This is a genomic window from Thioalkalivibrio sp. ALE28 (assembly GCF_000377425.1).
GTDB lineage: Bacteria > Pseudomonadota > Gammaproteobacteria > Ectothiorhodospirales > Ectothiorhodospiraceae > Thioalkalivibrio.
Window position 1 is genome coordinate 188,401 of the sequence record NZ_KB898093.1, and the last position, 16,130, is coordinate 204,530.

Consider the following 16,130-nt stretch of genomic DNA (forward strand, 5'->3'; position numbering starts at 1 on the left):
CGGCTTTATGCACAGCCGTCTCCGCAGTCCGAGCGGGTACGCCTGTCTCCGTCACGGACGCCGGGTCGTGGTGGTTTTCGGAGGGTAAAACAATTGAGATCAAGGTGTTGCGGGGGTTTTTTGTCTCATCGGTGGCGGCGCCCCTTGACGTCCCGCGAGCGTCTCGTTCCGGGTGCGACAATTCGTCCACAAAGTTATCCACAGGTTGTCCGGTGGGCAAAACCACGTGGCCATTCAGGGGGTTGCCGCCTGGATTTCAAATGCCCTGCCCAAATGGCACCGTAAACCGGTCTTGCGCTGAAGGCCCGGAGCCGGCTATCCTATTGGACTTTTCGCCAGAACCTGCGTGAGCCGACCATGAAAGCCGACATCCATCCGAACTACCACAACGTCAAGGTTATCTGCAGCTGCGGTACGCAGTTCGAGACCCGCTCCACTCTCGCCTCCGGCGACGAGATGCATGTGGACGTGTGCTCGCAGTGCCACCCGTTCTACACCGGCAAGCAGAAGATCGTTGATACCGCCGGCCAGGTCGACAAGTTCAACCGCCGCTTCGCATTCTGAAGCCGCGGCGCGCCGTCAGGCGCGCAACGCGACCGGGTGCGTGACCGCGATGGCGGGCCGTGTCCGAACCGACGAGGGCGTCCTGCGGGGCGCCCTCGTCTGCGTTGTGGGGGCCGTGCTCCTGCTGCTGGCCGGAATGGCTGCGGCGGAGTGCCGGCTGGCGGATCAGGACCGGCGCGGGTTGCAGGAGGTCGAGGTCGAGCGTGTCGTGGGGTTCGACCGGTTGCACCTGGCCGATGGGCGGACGATCCGCCTGATCGGTCTGGCCCCGGCCGCCCCGTTGCCGGAGGCCTTGACTCCGCTGCGCGATCTGCGCCTGCATGAGGGAATACGTGAAGCCCTTGAAACCCGCCTGGCTGCAGCGGGGCAGCGCCTGAAGCTGCGCCCCGCGGACCCCGCGCGGGACCCGGGAGGTACCCCGCGCATGCATGCCTGGAGTGAAGATGGCGCCTTGCTGGCGGCGGATCTGATCGCGGCGGGCGCGGCGATGCCGCGGCCGGGGCCGCGACCGGTGCCGCTGGATGCCTGCCTGTACGCGGCCGAGGCCGAGGCGCGAGCCGCAGAACGGGGGCTGTGGCTGGAGCGCCCGGCGGCCATGCCCGCCCGGGTACTGGACCCGCTGGATGGCGCGCTGCGTCAGGGCCGGCTGCGGGTGATGGCCGAGGTGACCGCGGTGCGCGCGACCGGGCGCCACTGGGTGCTGGTGCTGGAGGGCCCCCTGGATTTGCTGATCCGCGGGGATGACCGCGATCATTGGCCCGAGCTGGATCCCGAATCCTTGATCGGTGAGGCGGTGGTCGCGCGCGGTCAGGTGTATCCTTGGAGAGACCGACTCCGGATGCGCATTCGGCATCCGCTCGATCTCGAGGTAGAGGACTAGCGAGGTGCTGGAATAATGCGTGCGTTTCCCAAGTCGTGGCGGCCGGTCCGCGGTCGCCTGGGCTCTCTGCTCCTGGCGGTGCTGGTTGCCGGTGGCCTTGCGGTGGCGATCCCCGGGTGCACCACCAACCCGGTGACCGGTCGCTCGCAGCTGATGCTGGTCTCCGAGAGCCAGGCCATCAGTGCCTCGCGTACCGCCTACGTGGAGATGCTGGCACCGGCACGGGAGGAAGGCCGGATCAATGCCGACCCCGAGATGACCGCGCGAGTGCATGGCATTACCGAAAAGGTCGTCGCCCAGGCCGTGAAGTACCGCTCCGAGACCGCGGACTGGGACTGGGAGATCGTGGTCATCGAGGCCCCGGACACCATCAACGCGTTCGCCATGGCGGGCGGCAAGATGGCGATCTACTCGGGCATCATCGAGCAGCTGGAGCTGACCGACGACGAACTGGCCCAGATCATCGGGCACGAGATCGCCCATGCGCTGTCGGCCCACACCGCGGAGAAGATGTCGGTGGCGCTGGCCAGCAACATGGCGGTTGCCGGCTACGCCATGACGGGGGATCGTTCGCAGATTGCCCTGACCGGGGCGGCGCTGGGCGCGGCACTGGCGGTCCAGCTGCCGCACAGTCGCGCGATGGAGGCCGAGGCCGACGAGATCGGTATGGAGCTGGCGGCCCGCGCGGGTTATAACCCCGACGCCGCGGCGAGCCTGTGGCGCAAGATGGCGGCCCAGTCCAACGGGCGCCACCCGGTCTTCCTCAGTACCCACCCGGCGCCGGAATCGCGCCAGCGTGACCTCACCCGGATGGCCGATCGCTTCCGGCCACTGTACGAAGAGGCGCGCAACAGCCGCGTCCCCACGCACCCGGTCAACTGAAGGATCTCTCCCGTCGCCCGGACTCGCGCCGGGCGGCACGCCGTTTATTTGTTCCCGATCGAAAAAAGGCCCCGCTACACCATGTCCAAGGATTTCAATCAGCGCGCGCTGGAGTACCACGAACAGCAGCCGGCCGGAAAACTGGCCATCCAGGTCACCAAGCCCACGGCGACCCAGGACGACCTCTCCCTGGCCTACTCGCCGGGTGTCGCCGCGCCGGTGCGCGCGATCGCCGAGGATCCGGAGCTGGCCTATCGCTATACCGGCAAGGGCAATCTGGTCGCGGTGATCACCGACGGGACCGCCGTGCTGGGGCTGGGTAACGTCGGTGCCCTGGCCTCCAAGCCGGTGATGGAGGGCAAGGGCGTGCTGTTCAAGACCTTCGCCAATATCGACGTGTTCGATATCGAGGTGGACGCCCCGCAGCCGGAGGACTTCATCAACACCGTCGCGCGCATCGCCGGCGGGTTCGGCGGCATCAACCTCGAGGATATCGCGGCGCCGCACTGCTTCGAGATCGAGCGTCGTCTGTCCGAGCGCCTGGACATCCCGGTCTTCCACGATGATCAGCACGGCACTGCGATCATCACCGCGGCCGGCCTGGTCAACGCGCTGGAGATCCAGGGCAAGAAGCTCAGTGAGGCGAAGATCGTCTGCGTCGGCGCGGGCGCCGCCGGGATCGCCTCCATGCAGTTGCTGGTCCGCCTGGGCGCGGCCAAGAAGAACCTGTACATGGTGGATCGCAAGGGCGTGATCCACAGCCAGCGCGACGACCTGAACGAGTACAAGCAGATCTTCGCGGTGGACACCGAGGCGCGCAGCCTGGCGGATGCCTGCCGTGACGCCGATGTCTTCATCGGCCTGTCCGGTCCGGACCTGCTGACCCCGGAGATGCTGCGGTCCATGGCGCCGAAGCCGGTGGTCTTCGCGCTGTCCAACCCGGACCCGGAGATCCGCCCGGAGCTTGCGCACGAGACCCGTGACGATCTGATCATGGCCACCGGGCGCTCGGACTACCCGAATCAGGTGAACAACGTGCTCGGCTTCCCGTTCATCTTCCGCGGCGCGCTGGATGTGCGCGCGCGGACCATCAACGACGAGATGCTGGTCGCGGCGGTCCACGCGCTCGCCGGGCTGGCCCGCGAGCCGGTACCGCAGTCCGTGCTGGATGCCTACGGGCGGGATGCGCTCGAGTTCGGCCCGCACTACATCCTGCCGACCCCGTTCGATCCGCGCCTGATCGATACCGTGCCACAGGCGATCAGTCAGGCTGCCCGCGACAGCGGGGTCGCCCGCCTGTAGCCCGCCCCAACCGCAGAGGAGGAGCAGCGCATGCAGAAGATCGCCATCGTCGGCGCCGGGCGCGTCGGTGAATCCACCGCCCAGTTCCTTGCGCGGCGTGATGTCGCCCGCGAGATCGCGTTGCTGGATGTGCGCGAGGGCGCGGCGGCTGGTGCTGCCCTGGATATCCAGGAGACCGCCCCGCTGCTGCGCTTCGACACCCGGCTGAGCGGCAGCCACGAGCCCTCGGTGATCGCCGGTGCCGAACTGGTGATCATCACGGCCGGGTTGCCGCGCAAGCCCGGCATGTCGCGCTCCGACGTGCTGGACAAGAACGTCGAGATCCTCGACCTGATCCTGCAGGACATCCTGGTCCATGCCCCGCAGAGCCGCATCCTGGTGGTCTCCAACCCGGTGGACGTGCTGACCTACCGCGCCTGGCAGAAGACCGGCTGGAGCCGCGACCGGATATTCGGCCAGGCCGGGGTGCTGGATACCTCGCGCATGGCCGCCTTCATTGCGCTGGAGACCGGGTTGTCCACCCACGACATCCAGGCGCTGGTACTGGGCGGCCATGGCGATGCGATGGTCCCGATGCTGCGCTATTCCTCGGTCAACGGGGTGCCGCTGCATCACTTCATGGATCAGGCCGCGCTGGACAACATCGTCGAGCGCACCCGCCACGGCGGGGCCGAGATCCTCGCCCTGAAACAGACCTCCAGCGCCTACGGCGCCCCGGCCGCGGCCATCGCCGAGATGGTCGAGGCGATCGCCCTGGACCGGCGCCGGGTGCTGCCCACCGTTGCGCTGCTGGACGGCGAGTACGGCGAGCGCGATGTTGCCATGGGCGTGCCCTGCATTCTGGGTCAGGGCGGCATGGAGCGGGCGATCGAGCTGGACCTGAATGCCGCGGAGCGCGCCGCCTTCGACCAGTCGATCGCCGGGGTGCGGAAGGACCTTGAACGCCTCGCCTGAATCCGCGCCGGTCCCGGATGTGCCACGGCCGACCCTGACGCTGATCGACAGCAGCATCTTCGTCTTCCGTGCCTGGTTCGCGCGCGGCCTGGATCCCGACCCGCAGGGCCGCCCGGGCGGCGCGCTGCACGGCCTGGTCCATTCGCTCTGTCAGTGGTTGCCGGCCTGCGCTCCGGGGCCCGTGGCGTTCTGCCTCGACACCGGGCTGCGCCGGGGCTTTCGTCACCGCATCGATCCGGCCTACAAGGCCCATCGCCCGCCGGCACCGCCGGAGCTGCGCGAGCAGTTCGAACGGATCCGCGAGCTTCTGGGAAGGCTCGGTTTCACGACCCTGGCCGACCCGGAATACGAGGCCGATGACCTGATCGCCAGTCTGGCCCGCTCCGGCCGCGCGGCCGGGTATCGCATCGACGTGAAGAGTGCGGACAAGGATCTGACCCAGGTCATTCTGGGTGATGCGGACCGGCTGCATGACCCGGAACGCGGCACCGACCTGGATCGCCGCGCGATCGAGAAGCGCTTCCGCATTCGGCCGGAACAGGTCGCGGACATGCTGGCGCTGGCCGGGGACGCCAGCGACAACATTCCGGGGATCGATGGGGTCGGCCCGAAAAGCGCCGCGCGCATCCTGCGCCGGCTGCGCGACCTCGACACCGTCCTGGCGGACCCGGCGGCGGTTGCCCGCTGCAATATCCGCCGTGCCCCGGCGGTCGCCGCGGCCATCGCCGGGGCGGCCGATCGCCTGCGCCGTGCGCGCCGGCTGACGGGTCTCGCCGACCGGATCCCGGGGCTGCCGGCAGTCAACCAGATGCTGCCCCGGGGCCCCGACCCGGATGCAGCGGTCTGGCTCCGGGATCTGGGGGTGACCCCAACCTATCATGCACCGCTGCTGGCCGCCGCCAATGCCTGGGCCGGCGCCGATACGAGACAGACTGCATGACCGCAAGCCGCACATTCCCCGCGATCCTGATCCTGATGGCGTTGTTGCTGCCGGCCGCTGCGCAGGCCCACCCGCATGCGTGGATCGACCTGCGCGTCAGCTTCGAGCGCGACGCCACGGGGCAGATCACCCACATGCTCCACCACTGGCGCTTCGATCCGACCTACGGGCAATACCTCCACGACGATGCCCAGGAGCATCAGCCGGGGGATACCCCGGAGGCGCGCCTGCAGGGGCTGGCCCGCGAGATCCTGGACAACCTCGACGAGTACCGCTGGTACAGCCATCTGCAGGTGGCGGACGACGCGATCGGCATCGCCGCCGCCGCGGAACCGCGCATGGCTATGGAGGACGGGCTGCTGCACTTCCGCTTCCGGCTGGAGCTGGAGACCCCCGTGGATCCCGCCGTCGCGCCGCTGGAGTACAAGGTCTACGACCCGACGTATTTCATCGAGATTCTGCACCAGGAGCCGCACGGCACGCGCATTGTCGATGCCTCCGGCCTGGTGGATGCGACCTGCCAGACGCAGCTCGAGCGTCCGCGCCCGGATCCGGCCATGGTGGCGCGCGCGATGGCGCTGGACTATGGCGCCAGCGTCGATTACGACCTCGGTCGCTACTTCGCCGAGCGCGTCACCCTGCGCTGCGACTGACGCGCCGTTCATGGCCCGGATTGTCCTGTTCCACAAGCCCTGGGGTGTGCTGCCGCAGTTCACCGACCCCGAGGGGCGGCCGACGCTGGCCGACTACATCGAAATCCCCGGCGTCTACCCGGCCGGACGCCTGGATCGCGACAGCGAGGGCCTGATGGTCCTGACCGACGACGGCCGCCTGAATGCCCGCCTGACTCAGCCACGCCACAAGACCAGCAAGACCTACTGGGTCCAGGTCGAGGGCGAGCCCGACGATGCCGCGCTCGCTGCCCTGCGCGAGGGCGTCGAGCTGAAGGATGGCCTCACGCGCCCGGCGAAGGTGGAGCGTATGGATCCACCGGATCTTCCGGAGCGTGATCCGCCGGTGCGTTTCCGCCGCCATATCCCGACCCGCTGGCTGGCCATCACCCTGCGCGAGGGGCGCAATCGCCAGGTGCGCCGGATGACCGCAGCAGTGGGTCACCCGACCCTGCGTCTGGTGCGCTACCGGGTCGGATCGTGGACCCTCGACGGCCTGGCGCGCGGCGAGGTTCGCGTGCTGGATTCCTGATCCAGAGCCGCTTCTTGCCGGATCTGCCGACATGCCCCCGCGAAACCGCCCGGAAGCCGTTGCAAGCGCCCCGGGGCTGGCCGATGATGAACAACCATTGAAGCGAGGGCAGGGCATGCGCCTTTCCAGGAACGTAATCGTCGGGCTCGCCGGCCTGTTGCTGGCTCTGGCCGCGTCGCTGCCGGCGGCGGCTGCGGAGGACGACCGCTACGTCTTCGAGCGCAGTCTGTTCCTGCTGGCGGAGCGGGCGCTGAACCGGGGCGACATGACCGCCTACCGCGCCGCGCGCAGCACCCTGACCGGCTATCCGCTGACCCCCTATCTGGATTACCGCGAACTCGCGCGCAATCTCGGTCGCGCCGAACCGGACGCCGTGCGCGACTTCGTGCGCGAACATGACGACACCCCGCTGGCCGCGCGGCTGCGCAGTAGTTACCTGACGCACCTCGCGCGCGAGGAGCAGTGGGAGGACTACCTTGAGTTTGTCGCGGCCACCGGGGCGAAGCCGTCGCTGTCGGTCGAGCAGGACTGCTATCGGCGCCAGGCGCTCTTGAAGGCCGGCGACCGCGATGCCGCACTGGAAGACATGGAGTCCATCTGGCTGCACGGGCAATCCCGCCCGTCCGCCTGCGATCCCGTGCTGGCCGCCTGGCGCGACGCCGACGGTCTGACCGGCGAGCTTGCCTGGGAGCGTTTCGAGCTTGCCGTGAAGGCCGGCCAGACCGGTCTCGCCCGTTATCTGCGGCGCTATCTGGCGGATGCCGATCGCCGCTGGGCGGAACGCTGGCTGGACCTGGCCAGCCGCCCCGCGCGGGTGGTGGAGGTCGACTTCCAGGCCGACGATCACCGCTCGGCCGAGGCGCTGCTGGAGCGGGCCTTTATCCGCTGGGTCCGGCAGGACCTGGACGCCGCGCTGGAGGGGTGGGAGGCGTCCGGGGACGCGCTCGGGCTGTCGACCGAGGCCGCCGGGCGCGTGCAGCACGCACTTGCCCTGCGTCTGGCCCTGCGCTATCGCCCCGAGGCCCTGGACTTCATGGCCCGCCTGGAACCCGAGGTGTTCGATACCCAGTTGCGCCAGTGGCAGGTGCGGGCGGCCCTGTACGAGCGCGACTGGGCGACGGTGATGGATGCGATCCGGGCCATGGATCGCGACGTGCGTGACGAGGCGGCGTGGCAGTACTGGCACGCCCGGGCGCTGGAGCAGACCGAGTCGCTGGAGGCTGCCCGGCGCTTCTACGAGCGCGCCGCCCGCGAGCGGAACTTCCACGGCTTCCTGGCCGCTGACCGGCTGGGCCAGCCCTACCGTATCGGGCATGAGCCCCTGGTGCTGGACGACGGGCGGCGGGCGGCCATGCGTGAGCATGCCGGCATGCAGCGCATGCGCGAGTTGGTTCGCCTGGATCGCTACGCCGAGGCCCGCCGCGAGTGGACCCATGCCATCGCGGGCTGGGATACGCCGGAACTGGAGTCGGCGGCGCGCACCTTCGCCGACTGGGGCTGGCATGACCGAGCCATCTTCACCGCTGCGCGGGCGCGTAACTGGGACGATATCGAGCTGCGTTTCCCGCTGGCCTTTGACGACCTCATCGTGACCGGGGCCCGCGAACAGGCCATCGACCCGGCCTGGGCCATGGCCATCGCGCGCCAGGAGAGCGCGTTCCTGCATGACGTGCGTTCCGGGGCCGGCGCGCTGGGGATCATGCAGGTGATGCCGGCGACCGGCCGCTCGATCGCCTCGGCGGCCGGGGTACGGGTGAATTCCGACTGGGACATCCTCGACCCGGCGACCAACGCCCGGCTCGGGACCTACTACCTGCGGCGCAACCTCGACCGCTTTGGCGGTCACAGCCTGCTGTCCACCGCGGCCTACAACGCCGGGGCCCACCGTGTGCGTTCCTGGCTGCCGGAGGATCGGGCGATGGACCCGGATATCTGGGCCGAACTGATCCCGTTCTCCGAGACTCGCGATTACATTCGCCGGGTGTTTGCCTACCGAATCCTGTACGCGGTGCGCCTGGGGCAGGAGCCGCCGTCGCTGTCCACGCTGCTGTATCCGGTCACGCCGCAGGACCGCCTGGCCGCCAGCCGCGAACGCCACCTGGCCGCCCTGCCGGGCGATGCGGGCATCACCCTCAGTCGGGCCTTCTGCGACGCCCCGGGCTACACCGACAACGCCTGCTAGGGCGTCTGCTCACCACGAAGCTCACGAAGGCACGAAGAAGGGTCAGGTCAAAAGCGATTCACAGGAAGGTTGGAAGATCGGAAGTAGGGAAATGGGTTGAGGGCCTGGGGCCGCCGCTGGGTGCCGGCGTCAGCCGCGACCGCAAAGGCAACAGCGCGGGGCCGTGCCCCGAAGCCGCCCCACAAGACCTCTTCCTGACTTCCCTTCTTCCTGTAAAACCGCCCTTGACCTTCTTCGTGTCTTCGTGCGCTTCGTGGTGAAGAACAGGGTGCTGGAACTAGCCGCGGATGATGTCCTCGCGCATGCGGCTGGCGATGCCGTCGGCCAGTTGTTGCCATTCGGCCGCCAGCGGGGCCTCCAGGTGTTCTTCGGTGGTGGCCTTGAAGTGGCGCATCCAGATGGCCAGGTCGGCCTCGGTCAGGTTCAGCGGCGCGTGCTTGCCGACCATGTCGATGGTCGGCGGCTGTTCCAGGCGCCCGCCCAGGTTCATGTACCAGAAATCGGCGATCCGGTTCACGTGATCCGGGAAGTCCTGAATGCGCTCGAAGTGATGACCGATCTCGGGGTCGGCCGAGAGGCGGCGGTAGAAGTCGTCGATCACCGCGCGGATGCGCTCGGCGCCGATCTTGTCGCACAGGGGTTCGAGCTTGCGAAAGGCCATGGGGGTCTCCTGACGAATCCTGCGTCAGCCGGTACCCTGCACACAGCAGAGCAACCCGGATGCCGAGGATGAACCGATTCGATTCAGCGGGCCCCGATGCCGTGACGGCGGCGGTGGCCCAGTGCATTGCCGACCATACCGGAACGCCGTTCGAGCCGACAGGAAGCCAGGCCTGTTCCGGGGGCTCCATCAACCAGGCGCAGCGCCTGACCGGGACCGACGGGCGTCGCTTCTTCGTCAAGCTGAGCGGGGGCGATGGCGCCGCGATGTTCGCCGCCGAGGCGCGCGGCCTGGAAGAACTCGCGCGCTGCGAACGGCTGAAGATCCCCGAGGTGGTGGGGACTGGCTCCGCCGGCAGTACCCACTTTCTGGTGATGGAGGATCTCGCGCTGGGCGGGCGTCGCGACGGTGTGGCCCTGGGGCACGGGATCGCCGACATGCACCGGAAGACCCGGACGCGCTTCGGGCTGGATCACGACAACTTCATCGGCAGCACCCCGCAGTCGAATACCGAGCACGACGACTGGGTCTCGTTCTACCGCGACGAGCGCCTGGGCTTCCAGCGCGGGCTGGCGCGCGAGCGCGGGGCCTCGCGCTCGTTGCTGGGGGCACTGGAGGAGCTGGAGGCCTCCCTGGACGGCTTCTTCGTCGACTACCGCCCCGAGCCATCGCTGCTGCACGGCGACCTGTGGAGCGGCAACTGGGGATTCCTGGCGGACGGGCGCGCGACGATCTTTGATCCGGCGGTGTACTACGGCGACCGCGAGGCCGATCTGGCAATGATGGAGCTGTTCGGCCACCCCGGGCAGGACTTCGTGGCCGCGTACGAGGAGATCCTGCCCATCGACCCGGGCTATGGCGTGCGCCGTACGCTCTACAACCTTTACCACATCCTCAACCACGACCACTTGTTCGGCGGCGGCTACGGCGCCCAGGCCGAGCGCATGATCCGCCAGCTCCTCGCCGAACTGCGCTGACGGCCCACGTCGAGACTTTGAAAGGCAAGGGCGGTTTTACCACGAAGCTCACGAAGGCACGAAGAAGGTCAAGGGCGGTTTACCACAGAGGACACGGAGGTCACGGAGTTTTGATTGGCTGGATGCACTGCCAGGGCCGCCACCTGTGGACGTTCTCTGCCGCCAGGATACTCAACATATCCGGCCGGCCATCCAGCTAGCTGATTCCTTGGAAACCTTACCTTGCCGTTGTCCTCGCCCTGGCGCCCCGAGGAGTCGCTCCAGCGTTAGCGAATCCCGGTAGTGGTTGCCGGGAAGTTATCTCGCGACAGGGGTTTGCGTACGCTCGCCCGCAGGAGCAGCCTTCGGGGATCAACAGCAACGCATTCCGTCCCCTGCAAACCACTCTGTGACCTCCGTGTCCTCTGTGGTTTAACCGCTTTTGACCTGGCCCTTCTTCGTGCCTTCGTGCGCTTCGTGGTGAATCAGGGTTTCAGCGGCCGAGTTCGCGCGAGCGGTCGGCGGCCGCGGTCATTGCGCGGCGCATCAGGTCGCGCAGGTCGCCGTCCTCCAGTACCTGCAGGGCGCGTTCAGTGGTGCCCCCGGGGGAGGTCACGCGGTGGCGCAGTTCGGCGGGGCTCTCGTCGCTCTCGGTGGCCAGGCGGGTGGCGCCGGCGAGGGTGCCCAGGGTCAGCTCCAGTGCGGTATCGGCCGGCAGGCCCAGCGACTGCGCCGCCTCCTGCATGGCCTCGATCATCAGGAACACGTAGGCAGGCCCGCTGCCGGAGGTGGCGGTCACCGCGTGCATCTGCTCCTCGTCCTCGACCCAGATCGCGCGTCCGACCGCTTCCAGTAGCCGGGTCGCGGTGGTGTGGTCCTCGGGGTCGGCGGTGGGGGCGGCGTACAGCCCGGTGACCCCGGCGCCCACCAGGGCCGGGGTGTTCGGCATCGCCCGGACCAGGCGCGTGGCGTCGCCCAGCCAGCCGGCCAGCTGGGCCGTGGTGATGCCGGCGGCCACGGAGATCACCAGGGGCTCGCCGCGGGACACCGCCTCGCGCAGGGTCGGGGCCAGATCCGGCAGGGTCTGCGGCTTGACGGCGAGGACCAGGGTGGCGGCTTCGGCGGCCAGTTCCGTGGCCTCGGCGCTGGCCAGACCCGGGTAGCGGGCCTGCAGGTCGCGCACGCGCTCGGCGCTCTTGTCGGCGATCGCGATGCGTTCGGCGGCGTGGCCGGACTGGACCAGCCCCTGGATCAGGGCCTCGCCCATGTTGCCGGCCCCGATGAAGCCGACCTCGAAGCGGTGTTCCGTCATGCAGACTCCTTATTTGGGTGGACGCGGGCCGAACAGGGCGGTGCCGACCCGCACCAGGGTGGCGCCTTCGAGGATCGCGGCCTCGAGATCGCCGGACATGCCCATGGACAGGGTGTCGAGTGTATGCCCCTGGCTGTTCAGGGTATCGCGCAGTGCGCGCAGGCGCGCAAAGGGTTCCCGCTGGCGCCGCGGGTCGTCCTCGGCGGCGGGGATGGCCATCAGGCCGCGCAGTTCCAGTCCCGGCAGGTCACGCACGGCATTGGCCAGGGTGGCGGCCTCGGCGGGCGCCACGCCGGCCTTCTGCGGTTCCTCGCTGATGTTGACCTGCAGGCAGATCTGCAGCGGCGGCAGGCCCGCCGGGCGCTGGTCCGACAGGCGCCGCGCGATGCGTTCGCGATCGACGGTATGCACCCAGGCCGCCCGCTCGGCCACCGCGCGGGTCTTGTTGCCCTGCAGTGCGCCGATGAAGTGCCATTCGAGTCCGAGCGGCGCCGGGGGTGCCTCCAGGGCGTCGTACTTGTCCACCAGTTCGGGCACGTAGTTCTCGCCGAACGCAGACTGGCCGCAGGCATGCAGGGCGCGGATCTCGTCCGCGTCGCGCGTCTTGCTGACGGCCAGCAGCCGGACCGTATCCGGGTCGCGTCCGGCCTCGCGGCAGGCGGCGTCGATACGGGTCCGAACGGTGCTCAGGGCATGGTCTGGTGTGGTCATTTCCCTATGATATAGTCCGGAAGAACACAAGGTCACCGCGGATTTTTACGCGGCCCTTCATCAAGCGACAGGGCGTGGTGGTTGCGGCTGCCACCCGGGTGCTGGCGCGCCTTGGCGTGGCGCCCGACAACAGGGGGATGCATGGATATCACGCAGTTGCTGGCCTTCGCGGTCAAGAACGGGGCCTCGGACCTGCACATCTCCGCCGGCATGCCGCCGATGGTGCGCATCGACGGCGACATGCGCCGGGTGAATGTGCCGGTCATGGATCACAAAGAGGTCCAGGGCCTGATCTACGACATCATGAACGACCGTCAGCGCAAGGACTACGAGGAGTTCCTGGAGACGGACTTCTCGTTCGAGGTCTCCGGGCTGGCGCGCTTCCGTGTCAATGCCTTCAACCAGGACCGCGGCGCGGCCGCGGTGTTCCGGACCATCCCCTCCAAGGTCCTGACCCTCGAAGAGCTGGGCGCCCCGCGCATCTTCGAGGAGATCTCGAACTACCCGCGCGGCATCGTGCTGGTCACCGGCCCCACCGGCTCGGGCAAGTCCACCACGCTGGCGGGCATGGTCAACCACCGCAACGAGAACGACTACGGGCATATCCTCACCATCGAGGACCCGATCGAGTTCGTGCACGAATCGAAGAAGTCGCTGGTCAACCAGCGCGAGGTGCACCGCGATACCCACGGTTTCAGCGAGGCCCTGCGTTCGGCGCTGCGCGAGGACCCGGACACGATTCTGGTGGGCGAGCTGCGCGACCTCGAGACGATCCGCCTGGCGCTGACCGCGGCCGAGACCGGGCACCTGGTGTTCGGCACCCTGCATACCAGCTCCGCGGCCAAGACCATCGACCGGATCGTCGATGTCTTCCCGGCGGCGGAGAAGGACATGGTGCGGGCGATGCTGTCCGAGTCCTTGCGCGCGGTCATCGCGCAGACCCTGATGAAGAAGATTGGGGGCGGTCGTATCGCTGCGCACGAGATCATGCTCGGCACGCCGGCGATCCGGAACCTGATCCGCGAGAACAAGATCGCGCAGATGTACTCGACCATCCAGACCAGTGCCGGCACCGGCATGCAGACGCTCGACCAGTGCCTGAAGGACATGCTGGCGCAGGGCGTGATCAGTCGCGAGGATGCCCGTCGCAAGGCGGCCAACCCGGATTCCATTTGATCGATACGGCCCGCTTGGCGTGAACGCCGCACCGGGTATCAGGGGAGAACGCCATGGATCGTGACAAGGCGATCAAGTACATGCATGACCTGCTGCGGGCCCTGGTGGACCGGGGCGGGTCGGACCTGTTCATTACCGTGGGGATGCCGCCGGCGGCCAAGATCGACGGCCGCGTGGTGCCGATGACCGAGCAGAAGCTGACGCCCTCGCACACCCAGGCGCTGGTGCGTTCGCTGATGAACGACAAGCAGTCGGCCGAGTTCGAGCGCCACCAGGAATGCAACTTCGCGATCGGCCTTCAGGGCGTGTCGCGTTTCCGCGTGAATGTCTTCACCCAGCGCGGCAGCCCGGGCATGGTGCTGCGCACGATCAACTCGGTGATCCCGAAATTCGAGGACATCCAGATGCCGCCGCAGCTGGAGAAGATCACCCAGGAGCGGCGCGGGCTGGTGATCTTCGTGGGCGGTACCGGGTCGGGCAAGTCCACCTCGCTGGCGGCGATGATCGGCTACCGCAATCGCACCACGGCCGACCACATCGTCACCATCGAGGATCCGATCGAGTTCGTGCACGAGCACGACAAGAGCATCATCACCCAGCGCGAGGTCGGGGTGGACACCGAGAACTACGAGATCGCGCTGAAGAACACCCTGCGCCAGGCGCCGGACGTGATCCTGATCGGCGAGATCCGCGACCGCGAGACCATGGACTACGGCATCGCCTTCGCCGAGACCGGTCACCTGTGCCTGTCGACGCTGCATGCCAACAGCACCAACCAGGCGCTGGACCGGATCATCAACTTCTTCCCCGAGGACCGGCGCGAGCAGCTGCTGATGGACCTGTCGCTGAACCTGAAGGCAGTGATTTCGCAGCGCCTGGTGCGCAAGGAGAGTGGCGAGGGCCGGGTGCCGGCGGTGGAGATCATGATCAACACCCCGCTGATGTCGGACCTGATCCTGAAGGGCGAAGTACACGAGATGAAGGAGCTGATGTCGCGTTCGCGCGAGCAGGGCATGCAGACCTTCGACCAGGCCCTGTTCGATCTCTACGAAAATCGCCAGATCAGTTACGACGAGGCTCTGCGCAACGCCGACTCGGTGAACGATCTGCGCCTGCGCATCAAGCTCGACAGCCAGCGTGCCCAGGATGACGGCGCGCCCGCGGTGAAGGATGAAGGCGAGGGTCTGGCGGTCGACGAGCGCGCCGAGGACTTCAACCTGCGCTAGCGCGTCGGGTCAGGGAAACAGACTATGAGCCAGTTGCAGATCGAGCCCTACCTGAAACTGATGGCGCAGAAGGCCGCGTCGGACCTGTTCTTCCTGACCGGCGCGCCGGCCAGCATCAAGGTCGACGGCCAGCTCCAGCCCATCTCGCGCAAGGCGCTGGCCCCGGGCCAGGCCGAGAGTATCGCCCGCGAGATGATGAACGAGCACCAGGCGGAGATCTTCGAGCGCGAGACCGCGGTCAACTTTGGCCTGTCGCGCGAGGGACTGGGACGCTTTCGCGTGAACGTCTATCGCCAGCGCGGCGAGGTCGCGATGGTCATCCGTTTCATCCGCGTAGCGATCCCGACCATCGAGCAACTGGGCCTGCCCCCCGTGCTGAAGGAGTTTGTCTCGCACAACGACGGGCTGGTGCTGATCGTGGGGGCAACGGGCACCGGGAAATCGACCACCCTGGCATCGATGATCGACTACCGCAGCACGAACAAGAGCGGGCATATCCTCACGGTCGAGGACCCGATCGAGTTCCTGTTCAGCCACAAGCGTTCGATCGTGGGCCAGCGCGAGGTGGGGATTGATACCCCCAGCTACGACCATGCCCTGCAGGAGGGCATGCGCGAGGCGCCGGACGTGATCATGGTCGGCGAGGTGCGTTCACGCGAGACCATGCGCGCGGCCCTGACCTACGCCGATACCGGCCACCTGGTGCTGACGACCCTGCACGCGACCAACGCCACCCAGGCGCTGGACCGGGTGATCAACCTGTTCCCCGAGGACAACCGCCCGCAGATCCTGTCGGACCTGTCGCTGAACCTGCGCGCGATCGTGGCCCAGCGCCTGCTGCAGACCAAGGATGGGCGGCGTGTCGCCGCGCTGGAAATCCTGATCAATACGTCCTACATCGCGGAGCTGATCCGGGACGAGAAGATCAGTGAGATCAAGGAGGTGATGGCGAAGGGCGCGTCCGTGGGCATGCAGACCTTCGATCAGGCCATCGTGAAGTTGTTCAAGAGCGGAGATGTGATGCTGGACGAGGCCCTGAACAAGGCCGACTCGCGCGCCGATCTCGAATGGCGCCTGAACTTCGGCGGCGGTGTATCCTCCGCCGACGAAACCGAGGAGGAGCTCAAGCTCCCTGACAAGTAGGAGCCGGCTCGCCGGCGAAGCCCCTGCCAAAGTCAGGC

Annotated in this window: 16 protein-coding genes; 13 read left to right on the forward strand and 3 right to left on the reverse strand. The window is 67.9% G+C overall.

All coding sequences use genetic code 11. The annotated features are described in order from the left end of the window. Positions 1-357: 357 nt before the first annotated feature. From rpmE to D105_RS0100930, 9 genes are all read left to right on the forward strand, one after another. Complete coding sequence (rpmE, locus tag D105_RS0100890; RefSeq protein ID WP_018867769.1) at positions 358-564, forward strand: 50S ribosomal protein L31; 207 nt, start codon at positions 358-360, stop codon at positions 562-564. Between the two features lie 49 nt (positions 565-613). Further along, complete coding sequence (locus D105_RS0100895; RefSeq protein ID WP_018867770.1) at positions 614-1,444, forward strand: hypothetical protein; 831 nt, start codon at positions 614-616, stop codon at positions 1,442-1,444. Between the two features lie 15 nt (positions 1,445-1,459). Further along, the gene (locus tag D105_RS0100900) at positions 1,460-2,326 is read left to right on the forward strand and encodes a M48 family metallopeptidase (protein WP_018867771.1); all 867 of its coding nucleotides are present in this window, start codon (positions 1,460-1,462) and stop codon (positions 2,324-2,326) included. A gap of 81 nt (positions 2,327-2,407) precedes the next feature. Continuing rightward, the gene (locus D105_RS0100905) at positions 2,408-3,628 is read left to right on the forward strand and encodes a malic enzyme-like NAD(P)-binding protein (protein WP_018867772.1); all 1,221 of its coding nucleotides are present in this window, start codon (positions 2,408-2,410) and stop codon (positions 3,626-3,628) included. 30 nt (positions 3,629-3,658) lie between these two features. Then, positions 3,659-4,582 (forward strand): malate dehydrogenase, encoded by a 924-nt coding sequence (gene mdh, locus D105_RS0100910; protein WP_018867773.1) that lies wholly within the window; start codon positions 3,659-3,661, stop codon positions 4,580-4,582. Then, complete coding sequence (locus tag D105_RS0100915; RefSeq protein WP_018877214.1) at positions 4,566-5,522, forward strand: 5'-3' exonuclease H3TH domain-containing protein; 957 nt, start codon at positions 4,566-4,568, stop codon at positions 5,520-5,522. Before mdh ends, D105_RS0100915 begins: the two co-directional genes overlap by 17 nt. After that, positions 5,519-6,175, forward strand: a complete 657-nt coding sequence (locus D105_RS0100920; protein WP_018877215.1) for a DUF1007 family protein — start codon at positions 5,519-5,521, stop codon at positions 6,173-6,175. Before D105_RS0100915 ends, D105_RS0100920 begins: the two co-directional genes overlap by 4 nt. Before the next feature lie 10 nt (positions 6,176-6,185). Beyond that, positions 6,186-6,725: a pseudouridine synthase gene (locus tag D105_RS0100925; protein WP_018867776.1), complete on the forward strand. Its 540-nt coding sequence runs from the start codon at positions 6,186-6,188 to the stop codon at positions 6,723-6,725. 115 nt (positions 6,726-6,840) lie between these two features. Continuing rightward, positions 6,841-8,907, forward strand: coding sequence for a transglycosylase SLT domain-containing protein (locus D105_RS0100930; protein ID WP_038032629.1), 2,067 nt, complete (start codon positions 6,841-6,843; stop codon positions 8,905-8,907). Between the two features lie 277 nt (positions 8,908-9,184). On the opposite strand, the gene D105_RS0100935 is transcribed toward D105_RS0100930, so the two are convergent. After that, on the reverse strand, positions 9,185-9,568 hold the full coding sequence (locus tag D105_RS0100935; RefSeq protein WP_018867778.1) for a group III truncated hemoglobin: 384 nt from the start codon (positions 9,566-9,568) through the stop codon (positions 9,185-9,187). Between the two features lie 68 nt (positions 9,569-9,636). On the opposite strand from D105_RS0100935, the gene D105_RS0100940 reads away from it, so the two are divergent. Next, complete coding sequence (locus tag D105_RS0100940; RefSeq protein WP_018877217.1) at positions 9,637-10,545, forward strand: fructosamine kinase family protein; 909 nt, start codon at positions 9,637-9,639, stop codon at positions 10,543-10,545. Positions 10,546-11,017: 472 nt separating this feature from the next. Here the strand turns inward: D105_RS0100940 and proC are convergent, their stop codons facing one another. Together proC and D105_RS0100950 are read right to left on the reverse strand one after the other, a co-directional pair. Beyond that, positions 11,018-11,836, reverse strand: coding sequence for a pyrroline-5-carboxylate reductase (proC, locus tag D105_RS0100945; RefSeq protein WP_018877218.1), 819 nt, complete (start codon positions 11,834-11,836; stop codon positions 11,018-11,020). A gap of 9 nt (positions 11,837-11,845) precedes the next feature. Then, positions 11,846-12,547, reverse strand: a complete 702-nt coding sequence (locus D105_RS0100950; RefSeq protein WP_018865968.1) for a YggS family pyridoxal phosphate-dependent enzyme — start codon at positions 12,545-12,547, stop codon at positions 11,846-11,848. A gap of 141 nt (positions 12,548-12,688) precedes the next feature. Between D105_RS0100950 and D105_RS0100955 the strand changes: the two genes are divergently transcribed. Genes D105_RS0100955 through D105_RS0100965 form a run of 3 tightly spaced genes read left to right on the forward strand, consistent with a single transcriptional unit; the run spans position 12,689 to position 16,092 of the window. Further along, positions 12,689-13,723, forward strand: coding sequence for a type IV pilus twitching motility protein PilT (locus tag D105_RS0100955; RefSeq protein WP_018865967.1), 1,035 nt, complete (start codon positions 12,689-12,691; stop codon positions 13,721-13,723). A gap of 53 nt (positions 13,724-13,776) precedes the next feature. Continuing rightward, positions 13,777-14,949 carry a PilT/PilU family type 4a pilus ATPase gene (locus D105_RS0100960; protein ID WP_018865966.1) on the forward strand — a complete coding sequence of 391 codons (1,173 nt, stop codon included), beginning with the start codon at positions 13,777-13,779 and terminating at the stop codon, positions 14,947-14,949. Positions 14,950-14,973: 24 nt separating this feature from the next. Further along, on the forward strand, positions 14,974-16,092 hold the full coding sequence (locus D105_RS0100965) for a PilT/PilU family type 4a pilus ATPase (RefSeq protein WP_018875956.1): 1,119 nt from the start codon (positions 14,974-14,976) through the stop codon (positions 16,090-16,092). Positions 16,093-16,130 lie beyond the last annotated feature (38 nt).

Excerpts from the sequence above, each read along its gene's own strand:
- rpmE (WP_018867769.1), top strand. The coding sequence starts at position 358 with ATGAAAGCCGACATCCATCCGAACTACCACAACGTCAAGGTTATCTGC.
- D105_RS0100895 (WP_018867770.1), top strand. The coding sequence starts at position 614 with ATGGCGGGCCGTGTCCGAACCGACGAGGGCGTCCTGCGGGGCGCCCTC.
- D105_RS0100900 (WP_018867771.1), top strand. The coding sequence starts at position 1,460 with ATGCGTGCGTTTCCCAAGTCGTGGCGGCCGGTCCGCGGTCGCCTGGGC.
- D105_RS0100905 (WP_018867772.1), top strand. The coding sequence starts at position 2,408 with ATGTCCAAGGATTTCAATCAGCGCGCGCTGGAGTACCACGAACAGCAG.
- mdh (WP_018867773.1), top strand. The coding sequence starts at position 3,659 with ATGCAGAAGATCGCCATCGTCGGCGCCGGGCGCGTCGGTGAATCCACC.
- D105_RS0100920 (WP_018877215.1), top strand. The coding sequence starts at position 5,519 with ATGACCGCAAGCCGCACATTCCCCGCGATCCTGATCCTGATGGCGTTG.
- D105_RS0100925 (WP_018867776.1), top strand. The coding sequence starts at position 6,186 with ATGGCCCGGATTGTCCTGTTCCACAAGCCCTGGGGTGTGCTGCCGCAG.
- D105_RS0100930 (WP_038032629.1), top strand. The coding sequence starts at position 6,841 with ATGCGCCTTTCCAGGAACGTAATCGTCGGGCTCGCCGGCCTGTTGCTG.
- D105_RS0100935 (WP_018867778.1), bottom strand. The coding sequence starts at position 9,568 with ATGGCCTTTCGCAAGCTCGAACCCCTGTGCGACAAGATCGGCGCCGAG.
- D105_RS0100940 (WP_018877217.1), top strand. The coding sequence starts at position 9,637 with ATGAACCGATTCGATTCAGCGGGCCCCGATGCCGTGACGGCGGCGGTG.
- proC (WP_018877218.1), bottom strand. The coding sequence starts at position 11,836 with ATGACGGAACACCGCTTCGAGGTCGGCTTCATCGGGGCCGGCAACATG.
- D105_RS0100950 (WP_018865968.1), bottom strand. The coding sequence starts at position 12,547 with ATGACCACACCAGACCATGCCCTGAGCACCGTTCGGACCCGTATCGAC.
- D105_RS0100955 (WP_018865967.1), top strand. The coding sequence starts at position 12,689 with ATGGATATCACGCAGTTGCTGGCCTTCGCGGTCAAGAACGGGGCCTCG.
- D105_RS0100960 (WP_018865966.1), top strand. The coding sequence starts at position 13,777 with ATGGATCGTGACAAGGCGATCAAGTACATGCATGACCTGCTGCGGGCC.
- D105_RS0100965 (WP_018875956.1), top strand. The coding sequence starts at position 14,974 with ATGAGCCAGTTGCAGATCGAGCCCTACCTGAAACTGATGGCGCAGAAG.